Annotated in this window: 18 protein-coding genes; 7 read left to right on the forward strand and 11 right to left on the reverse strand. The window is 60.7% G+C overall.

Going from position 1 to position 19137, the window contains the following annotated elements; genetic code table 11:
* Positions 1-31 precede the first annotated feature (31 nt).
* Positions 32-643: a glutathione S-transferase family protein gene (locus AADW57_RS16365; RefSeq protein WP_341667944.1), complete on the reverse strand. Its 612-nt coding sequence runs from the start codon at positions 641-643 to the stop codon at positions 32-34.
* Between the two features lie 10 nt (positions 644-653).
* Positions 654-1622: a Bug family tripartite tricarboxylate transporter substrate binding protein gene (locus AADW57_RS16370; protein ID WP_341667945.1), complete on the reverse strand. Its 969-nt coding sequence runs from the start codon at positions 1620-1622 to the stop codon at positions 654-656.
* Positions 1623-1850: 228 nt separating this feature from the next.
* Between AADW57_RS16370 and selD the strand changes: the two genes are divergently transcribed.
* Complete coding sequence (gene selD, locus AADW57_RS16375) at positions 1851-2885, forward strand: selenide, water dikinase SelD (protein WP_341667946.1); 1035 nt, start codon at positions 1851-1853, stop codon at positions 2883-2885.
* A gap of 5 nt (positions 2886-2890) precedes the next feature.
* Here the strand turns inward: selD and AADW57_RS16380 are convergent, their stop codons facing one another.
* Positions 2891-4189, reverse strand: a complete 1299-nt coding sequence (locus AADW57_RS16380) for an O-acetylhomoserine aminocarboxypropyltransferase/cysteine synthase family protein (RefSeq protein WP_341667947.1) — start codon at positions 4187-4189, stop codon at positions 2891-2893.
* Between the two features lie 28 nt (positions 4190-4217).
* Positions 4218-5267: an isopenicillin N synthase family dioxygenase gene (locus AADW57_RS16385; RefSeq protein WP_341667948.1), complete on the reverse strand. Its 1050-nt coding sequence runs from the start codon at positions 5265-5267 to the stop codon at positions 4218-4220.
* Positions 5268-5584: 317 nt separating this feature from the next.
* On the opposite strand from AADW57_RS16385, the gene AADW57_RS16390 reads away from it, so the two are divergent.
* The 6 genes from AADW57_RS16390 (at position 5585) to mnmH (ending at position 11512) form a co-directional block, all read left to right on the forward strand.
* Positions 5585-6604: an ABC transporter substrate-binding protein gene (locus AADW57_RS16390; RefSeq protein WP_341667949.1), complete on the forward strand. Its 1020-nt coding sequence runs from the start codon at positions 5585-5587 to the stop codon at positions 6602-6604.
* On the forward strand, positions 6591-7616 hold the full coding sequence (locus AADW57_RS16395; RefSeq protein ID WP_341667950.1) for an ABC transporter permease: 1026 nt from the start codon (positions 6591-6593) through the stop codon (positions 7614-7616). Before AADW57_RS16390 ends, AADW57_RS16395 begins: the two co-directional genes overlap by 14 nt.
* A complete protein-coding gene (locus AADW57_RS16400) occupies positions 7610-8395 on the forward strand; it encodes an ABC transporter ATP-binding protein (RefSeq protein ID WP_341667951.1) in 786 nt (261 codons plus the stop codon). The genes AADW57_RS16395 and AADW57_RS16400 overlap by 7 nt, the downstream gene beginning before the upstream one ends.
* Positions 8396-8405: 10 nt before the next feature.
* Positions 8406-9755 carry a c-type cytochrome gene (locus AADW57_RS16405; RefSeq protein ID WP_341667952.1) on the forward strand — a complete coding sequence of 450 codons (1350 nt, stop codon included), beginning with the start codon at positions 8406-8408 and terminating at the stop codon, positions 9753-9755.
* A 54-nt stretch (positions 9756-9809) separates the two neighbouring features.
* The gene (locus tag AADW57_RS16410) at positions 9810-10349 is read left to right on the forward strand and encodes an OsmC family protein (protein WP_341667953.1); all 540 of its coding nucleotides are present in this window, start codon (positions 9810-9812) and stop codon (positions 10347-10349) included.
* A gap of 68 nt (positions 10350-10417) precedes the next feature.
* Positions 10418-11512, forward strand: a complete 1095-nt coding sequence (gene mnmH / locus AADW57_RS16415) for a tRNA 2-selenouridine(34) synthase MnmH (RefSeq protein WP_341667954.1) — start codon at positions 10418-10420, stop codon at positions 11510-11512.
* 126 nt (positions 11513-11638) lie between these two features.
* Here mnmH and AADW57_RS16420 read toward each other — a convergent pair whose 3' ends face one another.
* The 7 genes from AADW57_RS16420 to pdxR all read right to left on the reverse strand — a co-directional run bounded on the left by AADW57_RS16420 (position 11639) and on the right by pdxR (position 19097).
* Positions 11639-12547 carry a cache domain-containing protein gene (locus AADW57_RS16420; protein WP_341667955.1) on the reverse strand — a complete coding sequence of 303 codons (909 nt, stop codon included), beginning with the start codon at positions 12545-12547 and terminating at the stop codon, positions 11639-11641.
* Between the two features lie 4 nt (positions 12548-12551).
* Complete coding sequence (locus AADW57_RS16425; protein ID WP_341667956.1) at positions 12552-13892, reverse strand: TRAP transporter large permease; 1341 nt, start codon at positions 13890-13892, stop codon at positions 12552-12554.
* Entirely contained in the window at positions 13892-14458 is a 567-nt protein-coding gene (locus AADW57_RS16430) for a TRAP transporter small permease (protein ID WP_341667957.1), read from the reverse strand. Before AADW57_RS16430 ends, AADW57_RS16425 begins: the two co-directional genes overlap by 1 nt.
* 77 nt (positions 14459-14535) lie before the next feature.
* Positions 14536-15534 (reverse strand): TRAP transporter substrate-binding protein, encoded by a 999-nt coding sequence (locus AADW57_RS16435; RefSeq protein ID WP_341667958.1) that lies wholly within the window; start codon positions 15532-15534, stop codon positions 14536-14538.
* Positions 15535-15607: 73 nt separating this feature from the next.
* Entirely contained in the window at positions 15608-17047 is a 1440-nt protein-coding gene (locus AADW57_RS16440) for an NAD(P)/FAD-dependent oxidoreductase (protein WP_341667959.1), read from the reverse strand.
* Positions 17048-17050: 3 nt separating this feature from the next.
* Positions 17051-17446, reverse strand: coding sequence for a nuclear transport factor 2 family protein (locus AADW57_RS16445; protein ID WP_341667960.1), 396 nt, complete (start codon positions 17444-17446; stop codon positions 17051-17053).
* Positions 17447-17558: 112 nt separating this feature from the next.
* Positions 17559-19097: a MocR-like pyridoxine biosynthesis transcription factor PdxR gene (pdxR, locus tag AADW57_RS16450; protein ID WP_341667961.1), complete on the reverse strand. Its 1539-nt coding sequence runs from the start codon at positions 19095-19097 to the stop codon at positions 17559-17561.
* Positions 19098-19137 lie beyond the last annotated feature (40 nt).

The raw sequence follows: 19137 nt of genomic DNA on the forward strand, positions 1-19137 counted from the left end.
TGAACTCCTTCAACAAACAAGATACGCAGGTTCAAAGCAACGGGACATAGCCCGGCAAGGCCTGCATGCGCGCCAGCCAGCCGCGCACCTGCGGGTACGGCTGCAGCTCGTAGCCGCCCTGGGCGGCCATGCAGGTATAGGGAAACAAGGCGACATCGGCAATGCTGGGACCATCGCCCACAAAAAAACGGTTTGACTGCAAGTGCCGTTCCATATGAGCCAGGGCCTGCTCTCCGTGGTGCCGCCAGGCCAGCACCCGCGGATCGTCCGGCTGCATGGTCTGGCGCAGGTGTACCCATAGGCGTGGCTGAGCCAGATTGACCATATGCTGGGTCTGCTCAAACGACAGCCACTGCACCAGTTGCGCCTGGGCCAAGCGCTCTGCGGGCAGAAATGCGGTGCCCTGGGCCAGATACCACAAAATGGCACCGGACTCGGCCAGCCAGCGGCCTTCTGCGGTGCGCAGGACCGGCACCTGCCCCCAGGGATTGATACGCCGGAAATCCTCGGTTTCCAGATCGCCATCCACGATGGACAGGCTGCGGCGTCGCACAGACCGCCCCAGATAGCCGCATAGCAAACGCACCTTCCAGCCATTGCCCGAATGGACGGTGTCAACTAGCTCCAGGACAGGAAGAGACATGGCCGACCCCTTAATCGATACGGATCTGAGCGGTCTGCACAATGTTCTTCCATTTGCGCTGTTCGGCCGCAATAAAGTCCTGATACTCCTGCGGCGTGCCCGCATAGACCTGGCTGCCCTGTTGCTGCATGCGCTCCAGAAACACCGGATCGGCCAGTGTTTTTTGCAAGGCCGCACCCAGCGTGTCGGCCACCGTTTGCGGCGTGCCGGGCGGCAAGAACAAGGCATTCCAGGAACTGATCTGCAGATCCGGCACGCCCAGGTCCGCGCTGGAAGGCAGATCGGGAGCCGCGGGCGAACGCTGCCCGCTGGCCAGCACCAACGCCTTGAGCTTGCCCGCCTGAACCTGCGGCATGACCACGGCAATGGCGTCCATCACCATATCCGCATGACGGCCGGCGACCGCACTGACCGCCTCGCCGCCGCTTTTGAAGGGGATATGCAGCACATCGACCCCGGCTGTCAGCTTGAACAGTTCCATTCCCAAGTGCGGGGCGCTGCCGACCCCTGCCGAGCCAAAGTTCAGGCTGCCTGGATCGCGCCGGGCGGCATCGACCAGATCCTGATAGTTGTTGACGTCCAGATTCGAGCGCACCGCCAGCACATAAGGCGATCCGGTAACCATGCCCACCGGCACAAAAGCCTGTGGGTCGTAGCTAACCCGGCTGGCAATCAAGGGATTGACCACCTGCGTGCCCACCGTACCCATGAACAAGGTGTAACCGTCAGGCCGCGCGCTTTGCGCCGCTTGGGCGGCAATCATGCCGCCCGCGCCGGCCTTGTTCTCCACAATGACGGTCTGGCCTAGCTGGTCGCCCATTTGCTGTGCCAGCTGACGCGCAATCAGATCAGTAATCCCTCCGGCGCCGAACGGCACGATCAGGCGCAACGGTTGATTGGGATACTCGGCGGCCTGCGCAGTCCCGAAAGCCCAGACAGCCGCCCACCCGGCCGCCAGCATACGTACTGTTTTCTTCATGTGATGTCTCCTGAACTATTTGAATTTGAATTGTTCAGGACACATTCTTCTCGTAATGACACATCGTGTCAACTAAGAAAATCGTTTCCTTTTAAATACAACAGCTACCACTGCTTTACCGCAGGGATAGACCAGTCCGCTCAGGCGACAAGAGCACAGGCGACAAGAGCACAGGCGAGCAAATTGAGTATGATTTGACTTTCCCTCCACTTTGCGTGAACACATCCCATGGACACTCCTATCCGCCTGACCCAATACAGTCATGGAGCCGGTTGCGGCTGCAAGATATCCCCCAAGGTGCTGGACGTGATCCTGGCGGGCAGCGGCGCACAGAACCTGGACCCGCGCCTGTGGGTGGGCAATGCCTCGCGGGACGACGCGGCGGTCTACGGTCTGGACGACGAACGCGGCGTGGTGTCGACCACGGACTTTTTCATGCCCATCGTGGATGATCCGTTCGACTTTGGCCGCATTGCCGCCACCAACGCGATCAGCGACATCTACGCCATGGGTGGCGATCCGGTCATGGCCATCGCCATTCTGGGCTGGCCGGTCAATGTGCTGCCGCCCGAGGTCGCCCGCGAAGTGGTGCGCGGCGGCCGGGCAGCCTGCGATGCCGCCGGCATCGCGCTGGCCGGCGGACACTCCATCGACGCCCCCGAACCTATCTTCGGACTGGCCGTGACCGGCGTGGTGGACAAAGCCCGCATGAAGCGCAACGACACCGCCACCGAGGGCTGCCGTCTTTACCTGAGCAAGCCGCTGGGCATCGGCATCCTGACCACCGCCGAAAAGAAAGCCAAGCTGCGCCCCGAGGACGTCAACCTGGCGCGCGACTGGATGTGTACCCTGAACAAGCCCGGCAGCCGCTTCGGCCAACTGGCCGGGGTCAAGGCCATGACGGATGTAACCGGCTTTGGTCTGCTGGGTCATCTGGTGGAAATGGCCGACGGCAGCGGTTTGACCGCCGTGCTGGATGTTGCCCGGGTGCCGCGTCTGCCAGACATAGACTACTACCTGGAACAAGGCTGCGTACCTGGCGGCACCGGCCGCAACTTCGATAGCTACGGCCACCGCATCGCCCCTATCAGCCAGTCCCAGATCGATCTGCTGTGCGACCCGCAAACCAGCGGCGGCCTGCTGGTGGCTGTGGAGCCGTCCGGCGAAGCCGAGTTTCTGGCCGTCTGCGCCGAACTAGGCCTGGAGCTGGAGCCTATTGGCGAACTGGTCCGCCAACAGGAACACGCCGTACAATTGCGCTGATACGATCAGACCCGCGCCAGCGCCTGCTCCAGATCGGCCAACAGGTCGTCGATATCTTCAATGCCGATGGACAGGCGCACCGACTCTTGCGGCACGCCCGCCCGCGCCAGTTCCTGCTCCGATAGCTGACGATGCGTCGTCGAGGCCGGATGCGTGGCCAGGGACTTGGCATCGCCGATATTGACCAGCCGGGTAAACAAGCCCAGCGCATCCAGAAAGCGCGGTCCGGCTTCGCGTCCGCCTTTCAGGCCAAAGGTCAGGATGCCCGACGCGGAACCGCCCAGATAGCGCTGCGCCAGCGCATGGTCCGGATGATCAGGCAGACCGGCATAACTGACCCAGGCCACCTTATCGTGCGCCTGCAAATACTGGGCGATCCGGGCTGTGTTCTGCACGATGCGCTCGACGCGCAAACCCAAGGTTTCTATGCCCTGCAGAATCAGAAAGGCGTTAAAGGGGGACAAGGCCGCGCCTATATTGCGCAGCGGCACGACGCGGGCGCGAGCAATGTAGGCCTCCGCCCCCAACGCTTCGGTATAGACCAGACCGTGATAGCTGACATCGGGCTCGTTCAGCCGCTTGAACCGCTGCGGATGCTCGGCCCACGGGAAACGGCCCGAATCCACAATCGCCCCGCCCAGGCTGGTGCCATGCCCACCCAAATACTTGGTCAGCGAATGCACCACAATATCGGCCCCGTGTTCGATGGGACGCAGCAAATGGGGCGTAGCCACGGTATTGTCGACGATCAGCGGCAGACCATGCGCATGCGCCAACTCGGCCAACCGGGCAATATCGGCAACCACACCCAGCGGATTGGAAATAGACTCGACAAAAATAGCCTTGGTGCGCTCATCAATCAACGGCGCAAACGAGTCCAGATTACGGACATCGGCAAAACGCGTCTGAATGCCATACTGCGGCAAGGTATGGGCCAGCAAATTATATGTGCCGCCATACAAGGCTCCAGTCGCGACGATATTGTCGCCAGCTTCGGCTATCGTCAGGATCGAGTAGGCCACGGCTGCCTGCCCCGACCCTACCGCCAACGCCCCGACACCCCCTTCCAGGGCGGCCAGGCGTTTTTCCAGCACCGTTGCGGTGGGGTTGGTCACGCGCGAATAAATATTGCCTTCGACTTTCAGATCGAACAGGTCCGCGCCATGCTGGGTATTGTCAAAAGCAAACGCCACGGTCTGGTAAATGGGCACGGCCACGGCACGGGTATTGGGGTCCGGCGAATAGCCGCCATGCACTGCCACGGTGCCCGGTTTCCATTGAATCTCTTGTTCTTGAATGCTCATGGTGAAAACAGCCTTTTTCAGGTAGGAATCAATCGTAGGCGCTGCTCGGGCCGTTCAGGCCCGTCCCCTGGACGGCCAGCACATCGGCATAGAATCGCCGGGCGACATCCAGGTGCGAACGCAGGCGTCCTTTGAGCAGGTTCTCGCCGGTATGCGGCACTAGCGGGTTGCGCGGATCGCGCTCCACGCCGCGCGCCAAGACGGCTAATTGGGGCGGTAACGTCAAGAACGGCAGGGACGCATCCAGGCGGGGACTCAAAAAGAAAGCCAGCGACAACCTGTCCTGTCCGCTGTCGGGGCTGACGACCCGATGCAAGGTGGCGCGCAAAAAGCCATCCGTCAGGATCTCCAACACTTCGCCCAGGTTAAACACCACGGTACCGGGAATGGGGGGTGCGTCTATCCAGCGGCCCTGATAATGGACCTGCAATCCTTTCTGGGTTTCCTGCAGCACAAAGGTCAGGCACCCCGAATCCTTATGCGCCCCCACGCCCTGCTGGGACTGGGACTGCGCACGACCGGGATAGCGGATCAACTTGACATGCTGGACCGGCGTATCGGCAAAGGCTGCATCGAATTGATGTTCGGGCTGCCCCAAAGCCAGCGCCAGCGCCCGCAGCAAATGTCGGGCGGCATCGGTCAAGGTGGCCTGCACATGCAAAATGCTGGGTTTCAGTTCGGGTAATGCAGCTGGCCACTGGTTGGGCCCTTGGAGCCGTTTCCAGGCCGGGTCATGCGCAGCCACTTCCAGTGCCGGGCGCTCGGCCCCCACATCGAACTGTTCGCGCCAATCCTGCTCGCCACGCGTGATCTCGCCGCCCTCGTGGGTATAACCCCGGAAATGCGGCGAATTTTCCATGCGCAAGGCATCTTTATCGGCCTGCGGAAGCGCAAAAAACCGGCGTCCCAGCGCGAACACGTCTTGCTCATGCCGAGGCGTCAGTCCCACGCCCCGCAAATACAGAAAGCCCACACCATGCGCCGTTTCCCGCAGGGCATGTACAAAGGCCAGGCGCTGTGTCGCCGACCCATTAATAAAGTCCTGCAGATCCAGGATCGGTAGTCCAGCCTCAGCCATGAAATGTCCTTTTTCTTAAATTCAATCACGCAGTTCGGATTGAGTAAGTGTGCGCAGCGCCCCCTGAAAAAAGAACCAAGAAAAAAGCATTAATTTATTTTCATAAGCCCCCATATTCTTATTTCAAAAAGACCAAAAAAAAACAAAGCACTGATATATAAGGAAATTATTTTCTTATTCTCATTTACTTATCGACTTTTCATCTACAAAAAAAAGAAGTGCCAAAGGTAGACTAAAAAAACAAATTTTTATGTCTGGCGCAATGGCTATAGCCGCTCTGGACTCAATCCGCAAACGTCACAGCAAGGCCGCAAACCATGACCACCTCTCCTTACGCACCCGCCTCCTCCAGCCGTCGCCGGCTGCTGCGCTCCGCCGCCCTGGCCGGTCTGGCAGCGCCGCTGGGCATACTGGGCTCGCGCGTGCTCGCCGCTTCCAGCCCCAGCAAAACATTCAAGATCGCCTGGAGTCCGACCGCCGTTTGCCAATCGCCGGTATCGGTCGCCCTGGAGCGCGGTTTTTTCGACAAGTACAACATCAAGGTGGAACGCATCAATTTCAGCGGCTCCACAGACCAATTGCTGGAGGCCATCGCATCGGGCCACGCGGACGGTGGCATCGGCATGGCGCTGCGCTGGCTCAAGCCGCTGGAACAAGGCTTTGACGTCAAACTGGCCGTCGGCACCCACGGCGGCTGCATGCGCCTGCTCGTGCCCAAGGATTCGCCCATTCAGTCCGTGGCCGATCTGCGCGGCAAGCGCGTGGCAGTCACCGACCAGGCCAGCCCGGTCAAAAATTTCTTTGCCATCCGCGCCGCCCAGGTCAACGTCCCACCCGATCAGGTGGACTGGCACCAGTTTCCCCAGGATCTATTCGGCGAAGTGCTGCGCAAAGGGGAAGTCGACGCCATCGCCGGCGACGACCCCTTGATCTACATCCTGCGGGAGGACCACCAGCTACGCGAAATCGCCACCAATCTGGAAGGCGACTACGCCAACGGTGCCTGCTGCGTGCTGGGCCTGTCGGGCAAGTTGGTGCGTGACGAACCCGAGGCCGCCGCGGCCATTTCCCGCGCCGTCATCGACGCCCAGCGCTGGAGCGCCGCCAATCCGGACGAGACGGCCCGTATCTTCGCTCCCCACATCCCCTCCAAAGTGCCGGCCGAACGAGTGGCGGCCATCCTGCGCAGCCATACGCACGGCCACGCCTCCACCGGCGAGAAGCTGCGCAGTGAAGTGCTGCTCTTTGCGCGCGACCTGCAACAGATCAATGTACTGTCGCCGCGCCTGAACCTGGAAAACTACGCCAAGCAGGTGGTCCCCAATGTCCTCGTCTAAAACAAGCACACTGGCCCAGGCCATCTTTACGCCGATTAACCGCCACCTTGCCCGGCCGCGCCTGTGGCGCACCGGCGCAGCAGCAGCGGCAGTCTGGCTGGCTGCCGGCCTGCTCACGCTGCACTGGCCTGATCAGCAAATCGGCTTTGTCCAATGGGGGTATGCGCAGGAGCTGGGGCTGGGGCTGATCGCGCTGGGACTGCTCATTGCCCTGGCCGCCCTGCCGTTCAACACCGTGCTGGCACTGCGCAAACGTATCGAAACACTGGGGCCGTGGCTGCTGGCGCTGGGACTGTTCATCGCCGTATGGGAAGTGCTGACCGCCAAGCTGCCCGTTTTGCCCGCGCCCTTCTTTGCTCCGCCCCAGTCTTTGATCGAGGTCTACAGCAGCGATTGGCAGCGCCTGGCGGACAGCCTGTTCAATTCGCTCTGGCTGCTGCTCAACGGTGTGCTCATCGGTTCGGTATCCGGCTTTCTGACCGGCGTTGCCATAGGCTGGTCCAGCGCATTGGGCTATTGGGTACACCCCATTCTGCGCTTTCTGGGACCGGTACCTTCCACCGCCCTGCTGCCCATGGCGTTTTTCTTTTTCCCGTCGGGCTGGGCGGCAGCGGTATTTCTGATCGCGCTGGCCACCTGGTTCCCCGTTACCGTGCTGACCTGGTCGGGGGTTGCCGGCGTGGACAAGGCCTTGTACGACGTGGCCCGCACTATGGGCGCGCGCCCGTCTTTCCTGATCCTGCGCGTGGCCATACCGGCCGCCTTGCCACATGTTTTTGTGGGGCTTTTCATGGGGTTGGGCGCTTCTTTTTCGGTACTGGTCGCTGCCGAAATGATGGGCGTGAAATCCGGCCTTGGATGGTATCTGTCCTGGGCGCAGGGCTGGGCCTCGTACGCCAATATGTATGCCGCCCTGATCGTCATGGCCCTAGTTTTCTCGGGCTTGATCACCTTGCTGTTTCTGGTGCGCGACCGCCTGCTGGCCTGGCAAAAAGGAGTGGTCAAATGGTAGAGACGACGCACGAGGCCGGCACCCAGGCCCTGGAGTTGCAAATACAGCAGGTCAGCCATCATTTCGAGCTGGAAGGAGCCATTCTGCCGGTACTGGACAATGTCCAGCTGAACATCCGCCCAGGCGAATTTGTCGCCCTGCTGGGGCCCAGCGGCTGCGGCAAATCTACCTTGCTGCGACTGGCAGCCGGTCTGGACGCGCCCGCAAAGGGCAGTCTGCTGGCGGACGGCCAAGCCATAGACAGTCCCGATCCCTCACGCATCATCGTGTTCCAGGACCCTACCTTGTACCCCTGGTTGTCCGTGCGCGACAACGTGGCCCTGGGCCTGCAGGCACGCGGCCTGCTGCGCAGCCACGGCCACCGGGTAACGCAAGCGCTGGAGCTGGTCGGGCTGCAAGAGTTCGGCTCCGCTTACCCGCATCAACTGTCGGGCGGCATGGCCCAACGCACCGCCCTGGCGCGCGCGCTGGTCAACGATCCAGCCTTGCTGATCCTGGACGAGCCCTTGGGCAAACTGGACTCCCTGACCCGCCTGACCATGCAGTCCGAACTGGTCCGGCTCTGGCAGCGTTCGGGCTTTACCACGCTATTGGTCACGCACGATGTCGAAGAAGCCCTGTTCATGGCCGAACGCATTATTGTGTTTTCGTCCAGACCTGCCCGGGTACTGGACGATATTGCCGTGACACAGCCCTACCCCCGCAAGCGCGGCGATCCGGAACTGGCGCAATTGCGCCACCGAGTGCTGTCCTTGCTGGGACTGGGCCAGACATGGTGATGCACGCCTCATGCTGACCGGTTCCATCGTTCTGGCCTGGGGCGCACTGCTTCTGCGCCTGCTGCATTGGCTGGGCATTGCGATGCTGCTGGCTGTCGGTTTGACCTGGCTGAGCCAACGATCCGTCCCGCTGCGGCCGAGACGCATGGCCGCTACCGGCCTGCTCCTGGCAACACTCGCCGCAGCCGGTTGGCCCGTACTCTACGCACTGGCCGTCTTTGCGCCGACCCGTCACTGGGAAGTGTTAGCCAGCCTGGGCATGCACACGGCAGCCGCCTGGTTCCCGCCTTTATCCAGCCTGACCGCACTGCAACCGCCCTGGCCGCTGGCCTGGCGGCCCGACCCGGACATTCCCGTCAGCTACCACGCCCTGTCTCAGATCCGGCAATCCATACTGGTGCTAGTTGTAGGATTGAGCGCTGTGCTGGCCACCCTGATACAGAATCGTCTGAACGCCGCCTTGCTTCTGGCCCTGGCCACCGGGGCAGGCACGCTATGGTTACAGCCACGCCCCGAGCTGCTCTTGGTCCAGGCAACGCCAGACAGTTTCCGACAGCCGCTCCATCCTCTGCATGTAGACCAGATCACCGTCGGCCAGGGCCTATACGAACAAACCTGCCTACATTGCCACGGCGTCGGGGGGCAAAACCCCACACGCCAACCCGACGGTCGCTGGCCCGCCCTGCTGGGCCCCAGCTTATTTAGCAACCGCCCTGCGGGCGATCTGCTCTGGCATGTGCGCCACGGCGACCCGAGCCAAAACCCCGTTGCCCCCTGGCACGCTGCGGGCGCGGAGCTGTCGGATCAGGCTATCTGGCAGATACTGGACTATCTGCGGCTTAGTGCCGCCGGTACGGAAGCGCGGCAGGACAGCGGCTGGCAACACGCGCTGCAAGCGCCCGATTTGCCTCTTTCCTGCGCCCATCGGGCCGCTGCTGATTCTTTGCACAGTTTGCGCGGCCGTATTCTTCGCATCGTGGCCTACGACACACAGGGGCCACCGTTGTATCCCGACCCGCTGCTGTTCACCATCGCCCTGTCCCGCAGTCCGATGTCCGTCTCATCCCGCCCCAGCGGGGCGGACTGCGTAGCGCAATCCTCCGCCGCCTGGCATGCCTACGCCCTGATCGCCGGACGCCATGCCGACCAATTGGCCGGCACCCAGTTTCTGGTCGACCGCCAGGGCTGGTTGCGCAGCCTGGCTGCGCCCGATGCCGCTTCCGGCTGGTCCCGCCCCGACAGCATGTGCCTGCCCGGACAAGCCCCTGCCCAGGCCAACGATGCGAGCACCGAGACCCTGTTGCGACGCATCGATATGCTGACCGTGGAGCCGCCGCTGTATCGCCCCGCGCCATCCTGAGTTCTGTCACCGGGCCCATGCGGCTCTCTATCCACCTTACAAGGCATCTTGACCATGAGCACTCTCCAGGAATATCTACACCATAAGCGGGCCGCCCTGTATACACTGCGCAGCCGCGACCCGCTTCAGGTCGAACCGCTGGTGCTGAAAGCACGGGCCAGCGCCGAAGGGCGCAGCGGGGTGCGCCGCATCCGCATCCGCCATCATCAAGTCATCAGCGACAGCCCATCGGACTTTGCCGGTTACGATCTGGGCCCCGCTTCGCCCGAGCTGCTGCTGGGTTCGCTGTCCAGCTGCCTGACCCATATCTTCCTGATTCAGGCCTCGGATCTTCAGATTCCGCTGGACCGCCTGGAAGTCGAAGTCCAGGGACTGCAAGACCCACGCGCAGGCCAGCCCGGCCATGAGAGCACGCCCATTCACCCATATGACATCCAATACACGGTAGAACTGGAGTCTGCGGCCTCGCCCGAAAAAATCGAGCAGTTATACGCCGCCGTCCGGCAAGCCTGCCCGGTGCTGCAACTGTTGAACCGGCCTCAATCCGTCACGGGCCACCTGATACACAACGGCGAGCGTTTCAAAGAGGCATAAATTAAGTATCATTTCAGATTGACCTGACCTTTCCTGGCGCTGACTTTGCACGCCAGCGCCACCCGCCAATGCGCCCAGATACCCAGCAGTACCGCGAACTTTTCCTGAACGATGTGCCGCTGATGGACGCTCGCGCGCCGGTGGAATTTGCCAAAGGCGCATTCCCATGTGCCATCAACCTTCCCCTGATGGACGACGAACAGCGCCGCCGGGTCGGGCTGTGCTACAAGCAGCAAGGCCAACAAGCGGCGATGGAACTGGGCCACCGACTGGTCAGCGGTCCGCTTAAACAAGAACGTCTGCACGCCTGGGCGCAATTTGCCCAGGCCCACCCGCAGGGCTACCTGTATTGCTTTCGCGGCGGCTTGCGTTCGCAGATCACGCAGTCCTGGCTGCAGGCCGAAGCCGGCGTGGCCTACCCACGCGTGATCGGCGGCTATAAAGCCATGCGCACGTTTCTGCTGGACAATATCGAACAAAGCCTGGCCAGTGCCCGCTTTACCGTCCTGGGCGGCATGACAGGCACCGGCAAGACCGATGTGCTCCAACAGTTGGCGCACAGTCTGGATCTGGAAAGCCACGCGCACCACAGGGGATCGAGCTTTGGCAAACACGCCACCCCGCAACCTGCGCAGATCGACTTTGAACACCGGCTGTCCATCGACCTGCTGAAAAAACGCGCCCAAGGACATCAGCGCTTTGTGCTGGAGGACGAAGGCCAGATCATCGGCAGTTGCAGTCTGCCGCTGGGCCTGTATCGCGGTATGCAGCAATGGCCCATTGTCTGGCTGGAGGACAGCCTGGAAAACCGCATCGAACGCATCTTGCGCGACTATGTGGTCAATCTGCGGGCCGAATTTTCCGCCCTTCACGGCGAACAGCTCGGCTTCGATCTGTATGCCCAGCGCTTGCGCCAGAGCCTGGATCGCATCACCAAGCGCCTGGGCCACCAGCGCCACGATCACTTGGCGGCCATTATGGACGCCGCCCTGGCCGAACAAGGCCGCAGCGGCATGGTAGACGGTCATCGCGACTGGATCAGCGGCCTGCTGATCCAGTACTACGACCCCATGTACATCTACCAACGTCAGCAAAAAGCCGGTCGTGTGCTGTTTCAAGGCGACGCAGACGCCGTCGTGGACTATCTGCGCCGGAACGCCTGAACGGGCAGGCTGCCCATTGGGGGGCACACGGCATCATCGATGCCATAACGGTTGAAAGCCGTTCAACGGGCGGCAAGACCAGACGGACGGCTTGCCGACCCGTTGAACCGCGTTTTCAAACAACGCTCAAGGCTTAGGCGAAGCCTGTGCCGGATGATAGCTGCCCACTCCGATCAAAGCATCGCCCACGCGCTGGTAGAAAGCGCGCTTGCGCTCGACACGGCGCGTCTCGGGATTCATCCAGTCGTAATCGATGGCATGGATTACATTGCGATCCACATCGGCCAGCATATCCACCAGAAACATCTTGCCGTGCAGATCCTTGAAGTCCGTCACCGGTTTACCGTCGAAACTGCGGTTGGCACCATTCAACACAACAGTACGGCTGGGTATATCCAGCACAAAGACATATAAATCCCGCCGCGTAAACGCCCCCTGGCGATTGGCGAACTGCCGCAGGGCCAGCTCCGGGTCCTGGAAGTAACGGCTGACCGCCTCGTCCAACAGCTCCTTGGCCTGGTTCTCGGTGGCGCGCGCCGGGAAATAACCCGTTGCCACCACAACACCATCCACCTCTTGGTAATACGCCACCTTGAGCTCGGGCTGGCCCTCGGCGGGGTTGAACCAGTAATACTCCAGGGAACCGGCGGGTTGACGCTGCGCCTGCTCCAGCATTTCCTTGAAAAAGGGCCGGTTACGCGCATCGGTCTCTCCCAGCACGGACTGGCCCACCAGCGTTGCCGACCAGCCTCCACTGGCCAGCATCATGCCGTCACGGCTCAAGGCATACACATACAGATCCTTGTCTGTGAAGCGGGCATCCCGATTAAAGTCATTCACCGCCACCGGGCCGTTCCGGCGCACATGCTCAACGGCACGGGCCAACAGGTCCTGCACGCGCTGCTCGATGCCGGCCGGCGCGCCCTGCGTGTTCTCTGGAGCCGGTGCAGTCTGGCCCCAGGCCGCGCCCCCCAAGCCCAGCCCTGCGGACAAGGCGGCACCGGCCAGCCAGGTTTTACGAAAATCCGTGCTCATGATGTCAGTACCCCATTTTCGACGGCAGCCACAGAGAAATGCCGGGCACAAAGGCAATGATGAAAATCGCAGCAGTCAACGCGAGGATGAAAGGCAAAGCCTTGCCGACGATGGACTCGACCGATGCCCCGCCTATGCCCGAGGCCACGAACAGGTTCTCTCCCAACGGCGGCGTGATAAAGCCCACTGACAGCGCGCAAATCACCACAATGCCCACCTGCGTGGGGTCCACACCCAACATATACGTGACCGGCAACAGCACCGGCACCAGAATCATGATGGCGGCCAGCGTCTCCATGAACATCCCAACAAACAGCAGAAATACGATCAGAATTACCCAGATCAAGTACAGATTGTCGGTCCAGCTCAATAAAGAATCGGCAATGGTGGCGGGAATGCGCTGCTCGACCAGCAAGCGCCCGAACACCGTAGCGGCAAACAAGATCAGCAGTACGCGCCCCGTGATCCAGGTCGTGGTGCGCAGAGAATTGAACAAATTCTTAAACGTCAGTTCACGGTGGATAAACAAGCCTACGAACAAGGTGTAGAAAATCGCCACGACCGCCGATTCAGTCGGGGTGAAAATCCCGGCGTAAATACCGCCCAAGATAAAGACCGGGGCCAAAATGGACCAGATCCCCCGGCGCAGTGCCGACCCGACTTCGCCCAGGCTCCAACCCTCGCTCAAGCCCTTGTAACCCTGCTTGCGGGAAATAATGTAGTTAAGCACCAGCAAACTGGTGGCCATCAGCAGGCCCGGCATGACACCGGCAATAAACAACTTGGAAATGGATACCGATGCAAACGGGCCATACTTGGCCACGGCCTCGGGCGGCGGTGCCATGCCCAGGGCGGAAATGCCAAAGATGACCATAGGAATGGAAGGCGGAATGATGATGCCCAATCCACCTGCCGATGCAGTCACGGCAGAGGCATAGCGCAGATCATACTTACGATGCGTCATGGCCGGAATCATCAGCATGCCCACGGCCGCCGTGGTAGCCGGACCGGACCCGGAGATCGCGCCGAAAAACAGGCAGGCCAGTACCGTCGCCACACCCAGGCCGCCGGTAATAGGGCCGGCCAGGCTTTCGGCAATATCGACCAGCCGCCTGGATATGCCGGCCGCCTCCATCAGCGCTCCTGCCAGCACAAAGGCCGGCAGGGCCATCAGCGGAAAGCTGCCCACCGAGGTAAAGGCAATCTGCACAAAGGAAATAGGATTCTTGCCCAGAATCAGGAACGCAGCCATCGCCGCCCCGGCCAGCGACACCGTAATAGGCGCGCCGATCAAGAGCAGCACGACAAAGCTGCCGAACAAAATACCGACAACGGACTGATCCATCACTGGCCTCCTTGCAGACCGGCAGCGGGCTGCTGGACCGAGCGCTTGATCGCCTCGATCTCGGCCTTTTCAGGGTCCAGAATCTGCACCGACCTGAACAGAGTCAGGTAGTTATTCCACAGAATACGCACCGACATCAGCACAAAGGCGATCGGCAAAATCATAAAGAAATACTTCATGGGAATACCCGTGGTCTGGGACTTCCAGAACAAATTCATGCGGTTGAACACGAAGTCGTACGCCAGCCAGGCAAAGTACAGGTTAAAGGCCACCCAGATCAGGTCGGCCAGGGCCTCGGATACTTTTTTGACGATGGGCGGAAAAAACATGAACTGAAAAGTCACCCGGTTGTGGGCCTGCATCTTGGCTGCCACGACAGCACCCAAGTAGGCAAACCAGACAAACATATAGGTGGCGACCTCTTCGCCCCAGGGAATGGAATAGGCAAAAAACTGGCGCACCAGAATCTGCACGAACAACAAGGTCACGAAAACAGCCAGCAACAGGCCGCAAACGTATTCTTCAATGTGGTTGATCAGATGAATCAAGACGCGCTTAAGACTCATGGTGACCTCCTGCAACTTTTTTCAGTGAAGGGGGACTCGGGCCCCCGACCCGCCGCAGCGGGTCGAGGCTGCCAGTCTTAACGCTTTAGCGAGGCCAGCACGGCGTCCAGTTTCTCTTTGCCGCCCACGGCATCGTAGAACTGTGGCCAAACCTGGGTTTGGGCCGCCTCGATCCAGGCTTTCTCGCCGTCTGCCGGCTCGGTGATTTCCATCCCGGCGGCCACCAGCTCTTTCTTGATGCGGTCTTCGGTATCGTGCAGATACTTGAAGCTATGCTCGGTCGCTTCCTGGCCGGCTTCCAGGATTGCCTTCTGAATTTCCGGGCTTTGCGACTGGAACACCTGCTCGCTAACAATCAATGGTTCGAGCGAAAACAGGTAGCGGATCGGTGTGATGTACTTTTGCACTTCGTTGAACTTCATGGCCGATACCGTGATGTAGGGATTGTCCTGCCCATCAACCACGCCCTGCTGTAAGGCAGTAAACGTTTCCGACCAAGCCAAAGGACTGGGGTTGATACCCCAGGCTTTGTAGGTGGCGATCATCAGCTCGTTCTTGGGAACGCGGATCACCAGGCCTTTCAGGTCTTCGGGCTTGGCCACCGCACGTTTGGAGTTGGTCAGGACACGAAAGCCCGAATACGACCAGCCAATAATCCGCACTTGTGCATCGCGGATGGTGTTTTCGGTCAGTTGCTTGCCGACGTCGCCTTGGGTCAGCTGACGGGCATCCTCCGGACTCTGAATCACATACGGCAAGGTCAGCACAGCGACGGACGGGGAAAACGGCGTGATGTTATTGATGGCCACTACCGAAAAATCCAACAGGCCCATCGCCGCGTTGTTCACGGTGTCCTGTTCGTCGCCCAACTGGCTGTTGGGGAACAAGTCCGCCGTCGCCTGGCCGTTGGTCTTGGCCTTGAGGTTTTCTGCAAAGACCTTGGCCAGCTCGAACTGGGTGCCGCCAGCGGCATCGCCTGTCGCCAATTTAAAGGCTGCGGCCTGGGCAGCAGGAACCGCCAGGGTGGCACCCACCGCAAGCAGCGCGGGCAGAATCATTTTTCGCACAAATTTCATACTTGTCTCCGTCCTCCTCAAGGGAGGTTTATTTATTGATGGTATGAGGCGCAATGCAAAAGCACACGAGAACTTACAAAACTTCATCCTTCAAGTAATACCAGCGATACAGAAAACGCTGACCAAAACGACGGAATGGGGCGAACGCCTCCGAAGTCACCATTTCGCGCACATTGGGAAACGGCAGGCGAGATTGAAAAATAGGCAGATCCAGCTCCCCGCCCTTGCCCGCGATCAACTGCGCCAGACGACGCCCAGCCTGAGCCGAATACATCACCCCATTGCCGCCATAGCCCATGGCGTAATAAAGGGTCTCGTTTTTATTGGGCTGGACAATGCGCGGCATCATGTCGTGACTGACATCGACCCACCCCCACCAGGAGTAATCAATCTGTATGCCCTTGAGAGCCGGAAACTTGCGGGCCAACCCATCTTCCAGGCTCCTGCGGTATTGTTCCTGGGGCGCATCGCGGCCGGAAATGGCGCTGCGGCTGCCGATCTGCAGGCGATTGTCGGGCAGCAGGCGGTAGTAGTTGCGCAGCACGCGGGTATCGGTCAGGACTTGATGCGTGCGGATATTGCAGGCCTCGATCTCGGCCGCCGTCAACGGCCGCGTCACCATGGAGTTCGACAGAATAGGGAACAGTCGGTTGCGAAACTCCGGGTTCAGCGCATTGGCGGTATAGCCGCCCGTAGCCACGCCCACGGCACGGGCCCGCACCACGCCGCCCGGCGTGCGCAGATAGTGTTGGCCGTTGCGCGTTTCCCAACCCTGCACAGGGCTGGCCGGATGCACCTTTACACCCAGGGCACGGGCTTTCTTCAGATAGCCGAAAGCCAGCTTGGCCGCATGGATGCCGATACCCTCCGGTTCGTGCATGGCACCATGCGCCTCGTGGTCGCCCACCCATTCGTTGCGCACCGTCTGCGCATCCAGGATGCGAGCGTTATAGCCAAAAGTCTCGCGCAGCAACGCGGCTTCTTTTTCCAGTGCCGGCATGACCTTGGCGCGATGCGCTACATACAGGTGGCCGCCCGGCTGCGGATCGCAGTCGATATCTTTGATCAGCTCCTTGAAATTTTCCATGCCCTCGACACACTCGCGGTGCATCTTCAGGGCCGTGTCCAGCCCCCAGCGGCTGATCCACTGCGAACGCTTCAAGCGTCCGGAGGCACACTGGGCCTGGCCGCCGTTGCGGGTGCTGCAACCCCACGCCGTGCGGTTGGCTTCCAGTACCGTCGCCTTGATGCCGTATTCCTGCGCCAGGAAAATCGCCGTGGTCAGGCCGGTAAATCCGGAACCGATAATGACCACATCGGCATCCATGTCCTGCGTCACCGGGCCATCGTCGCCGGGCGGCTCGCCTGCCGTGCCTATCCAGTAGCTGGGCGCATAGTCGCGTCCCTGGCCGGGCGTGGAGTCCAGCAAAGGATCGTAGGCAGGATCATAATCCGCCCGGGGTGCCGTCGCAGCATTCAAGGTCCGGCCCACTTCTTTGTCGGCAAGGTCCATGACTCATTTCCCGGCGGGCAGTACGGGACGCTGCTTGCGAAAGGCATTCTTGACGGCAATTTTGCCATCGCGAAAGGTAAAGATATCCACCATGCGAGCCTGAACGCGCGAACCGTCGGCCGCTGTGCCCTGGAAAGTAGATTCCAACACGCCGCGATCCCCGATCACAAAGCTGTCGCCGTCCAACCAGGCCGCGTCAGGGAAAGCAATCCAGGCCTGCTCGAATGCCACGCGCAGTTGTTGGGTGCCTTTGTGGCTGGTGCCGAGCACGTCGGGGCCGGCCACGGTATGAAACTCGCAGTCCTCGGTGACCATGCTCATCAACGCTTCCAGATCATGGTCGTTCCAGGCCTGGCCGAAATCCTGCAGCAGTTGCAGATGCTGTTCTTGTTGGGACATTGTCTTCCTCCATTAAGTATCTCGTTTATCGTTCAAGCTTTTCGACTTAAAGCGACGTTTCAATCAAGATACGCAATTCGCAAACGGCCCCATAGCACCAGCTGGATGCTATCTATTGGTCCAGAAAAACAGGCCGTGCCAAGACCCGCTGCTGCACCGGCGCAATGTCGTGCAACGCCTGCGCCAGACGGACGATTCCAGGTTCGATATGCGACATGGGAATCGATGCAAAGCCCAGGCGAAAAAACCGCTTATTGGCCTTATCGTCGGCGAAAAACACCTCTCCAAGCTCGATCAGCACGCCTAGGCGCTCGGCATGCGCAGCCAGTTCGGCCGCGTCCAGCCAGGCCGGCCCCTCTACCCAGCAGGATGCCCCGCCCCGGATGGGCGCATAGCGCAGGCCGGGTAAATACCGATCCAAAGCACTCATCAAAATGACGGCTCGTTCCTGCTGGACTGCGGCCCGCCGGCGCAGCAACGCATCCAGATGGCCCAAAGACATGAACAAGGCAAAAACCCGCTGCATATAGGCCGTGGGGTGGCGTATGCTCAGGCGGCGCACGGCACGCAATTGCTCGATCAGAGCGGCACCACCCACCACATAGCCCAGGCGCACGCCTGGGGCCAGTTGCTTGGAAAAACTACCGATGTAAATAACCCGGCCGCTGGTGTCCATGCTTTTGAGCGAAGGCAGCGGCTCGCCATCCAGGCGGTATTCACTTTCGTAATCGTCCTCGATGATGACAAAGTCGAACTCGTCGGCCATGCGCAATAGTTCCCGACGCCGCTCCAGCGACATGCTGACCGTTGTCGGGCATTGATAGCTGGGGGTGACATACACATAATCGCAGCCATGCAGCGCCTGATCCGGAATCAGGCCGTCCTCGTCCACCGGCAAGAGCACCAGATTGTCGCTGCGGCTGGCGAAAATATTGCGTGCATCCGGATACCCGGGATCTTCGATCCCCACCGGCGTATCCGGCCCCACCAGCAAATCGGCAATCAGGTACAGCGCCTGCTGCGCTCCTACCGTCAACACCACTTCGTCCTCGCCCGCCCAAACGCCACGGCGCGGCAGCACGCGGCTGCGCAGCTGTTTGATCAGGGATTCATCATCACGCAGAATCATGTCCTGCGCCCATTCGCCGACCTCCAGCGCGCTTAGCGTGCGCAGACAGCAATCGCGCCAGGCGGCAATAGGGAACAGATCGGCATCGAACTGCCCGTAAATAAACGGGTAGGGATAACTGCGCCAGTTGGCGCGCTTGCGTATATTGCGCTGCCGCGAGGGCGTAAAACGGAAACGCCGCTCCCAATCCGGCGCATCACCCTGCGACAGGGCAGCAGGCGGCGGCGGAACCGGCACATGGCCCGACAGCATCATGGGATTGACGAAGTAACCCCGGCGCTCGCGCGACACCAGATAGCCCTCGTCCACCAGGTTCTGGTAGGCAATGACCACCGTGTTGCGCGCCACGCCCAGAATCATCGCCATGTCGCGGCTGGACGGAATGGGCAGATCCTCGGGCAACTGGCCATCCAATACCAGGGAAACCATCATCTGCCGGATCTGGCCTTGCAGGCTCAGACCCGAATCGACCCCGCGCAAGAACAACTGACGCCACATAATGCCGCTGGATCGTGAATTCATGCCTCTTCCTCACTCTGTGCGAATGTATTTTTTGTGAGTC

This window comes from Alcaligenes sp. SDU_A2, from assembly GCF_038237375.1.
In the GTDB taxonomy this organism is placed as follows: Bacteria; Pseudomonadota; Gammaproteobacteria; order Burkholderiales; family Burkholderiaceae_B; genus Alcaligenes.

Bases quoted from the DNA above. Each gene is read 5' to 3' on its own strand.
- AADW57_RS16365 (WP_341667944.1), bottom strand. From the start codon at position 643: ATGTCTCTTCCTGTCCTGGAGCTAGTTGACACCGTCCATTCGGGCAAT.
- AADW57_RS16370 (WP_341667945.1), bottom strand. From the start codon at position 1,622: ATGAAGAAAACAGTACGTATGCTGGCGGCCGGGTGGGCGGCTGTCTGG.
- selD (WP_341667946.1), top strand. From the start codon at position 1,851: ATGGACACTCCTATCCGCCTGACCCAATACAGTCATGGAGCCGGTTGC.
- AADW57_RS16380 (WP_341667947.1), bottom strand. From the start codon at position 4,189: ATGAGCATTCAAGAACAAGAGATTCAATGGAAACCGGGCACCGTGGCA.
- AADW57_RS16385 (WP_341667948.1), bottom strand. From the start codon at position 5,267: ATGGCTGAGGCTGGACTACCGATCCTGGATCTGCAGGACTTTATTAAT.
- AADW57_RS16390 (WP_341667949.1), top strand. From the start codon at position 5,585: ATGACCACCTCTCCTTACGCACCCGCCTCCTCCAGCCGTCGCCGGCTG.
- AADW57_RS16395 (WP_341667950.1), top strand. From the start codon at position 6,591: ATGTCCTCGTCTAAAACAAGCACACTGGCCCAGGCCATCTTTACGCCG.
- AADW57_RS16400 (WP_341667951.1), top strand. From the start codon at position 7,610: ATGGTAGAGACGACGCACGAGGCCGGCACCCAGGCCCTGGAGTTGCAA.
- AADW57_RS16405 (WP_341667952.1), top strand. From the start codon at position 8,406: ATGCTGACCGGTTCCATCGTTCTGGCCTGGGGCGCACTGCTTCTGCGC.
- AADW57_RS16410 (WP_341667953.1), top strand. From the start codon at position 9,810: ATGAGCACTCTCCAGGAATATCTACACCATAAGCGGGCCGCCCTGTAT.
- mnmH (WP_341667954.1), top strand. From the start codon at position 10,418: ATGCGCCCAGATACCCAGCAGTACCGCGAACTTTTCCTGAACGATGTG.
- AADW57_RS16420 (WP_341667955.1), bottom strand. From the start codon at position 12,547: ATGAGCACGGATTTTCGTAAAACCTGGCTGGCCGGTGCCGCCTTGTCC.
- AADW57_RS16425 (WP_341667956.1), bottom strand. From the start codon at position 13,892: ATGGATCAGTCCGTTGTCGGTATTTTGTTCGGCAGCTTTGTCGTGCTG.
- AADW57_RS16430 (WP_341667957.1), bottom strand. From the start codon at position 14,458: ATGAGTCTTAAGCGCGTCTTGATTCATCTGATCAACCACATTGAAGAA.
- AADW57_RS16435 (WP_341667958.1), bottom strand. From the start codon at position 15,534: ATGAAATTTGTGCGAAAAATGATTCTGCCCGCGCTGCTTGCGGTGGGT.
- AADW57_RS16440 (WP_341667959.1), bottom strand. From the start codon at position 17,047: ATGGACCTTGCCGACAAAGAAGTGGGCCGGACCTTGAATGCTGCGACG.
- AADW57_RS16445 (WP_341667960.1), bottom strand. From the start codon at position 17,446: ATGTCCCAACAAGAACAGCATCTGCAACTGCTGCAGGATTTCGGCCAG.
- pdxR (WP_341667961.1), bottom strand. From the start codon at position 19,097: ATGAATTCACGATCCAGCGGCATTATGTGGCGTCAGTTGTTCTTGCGC.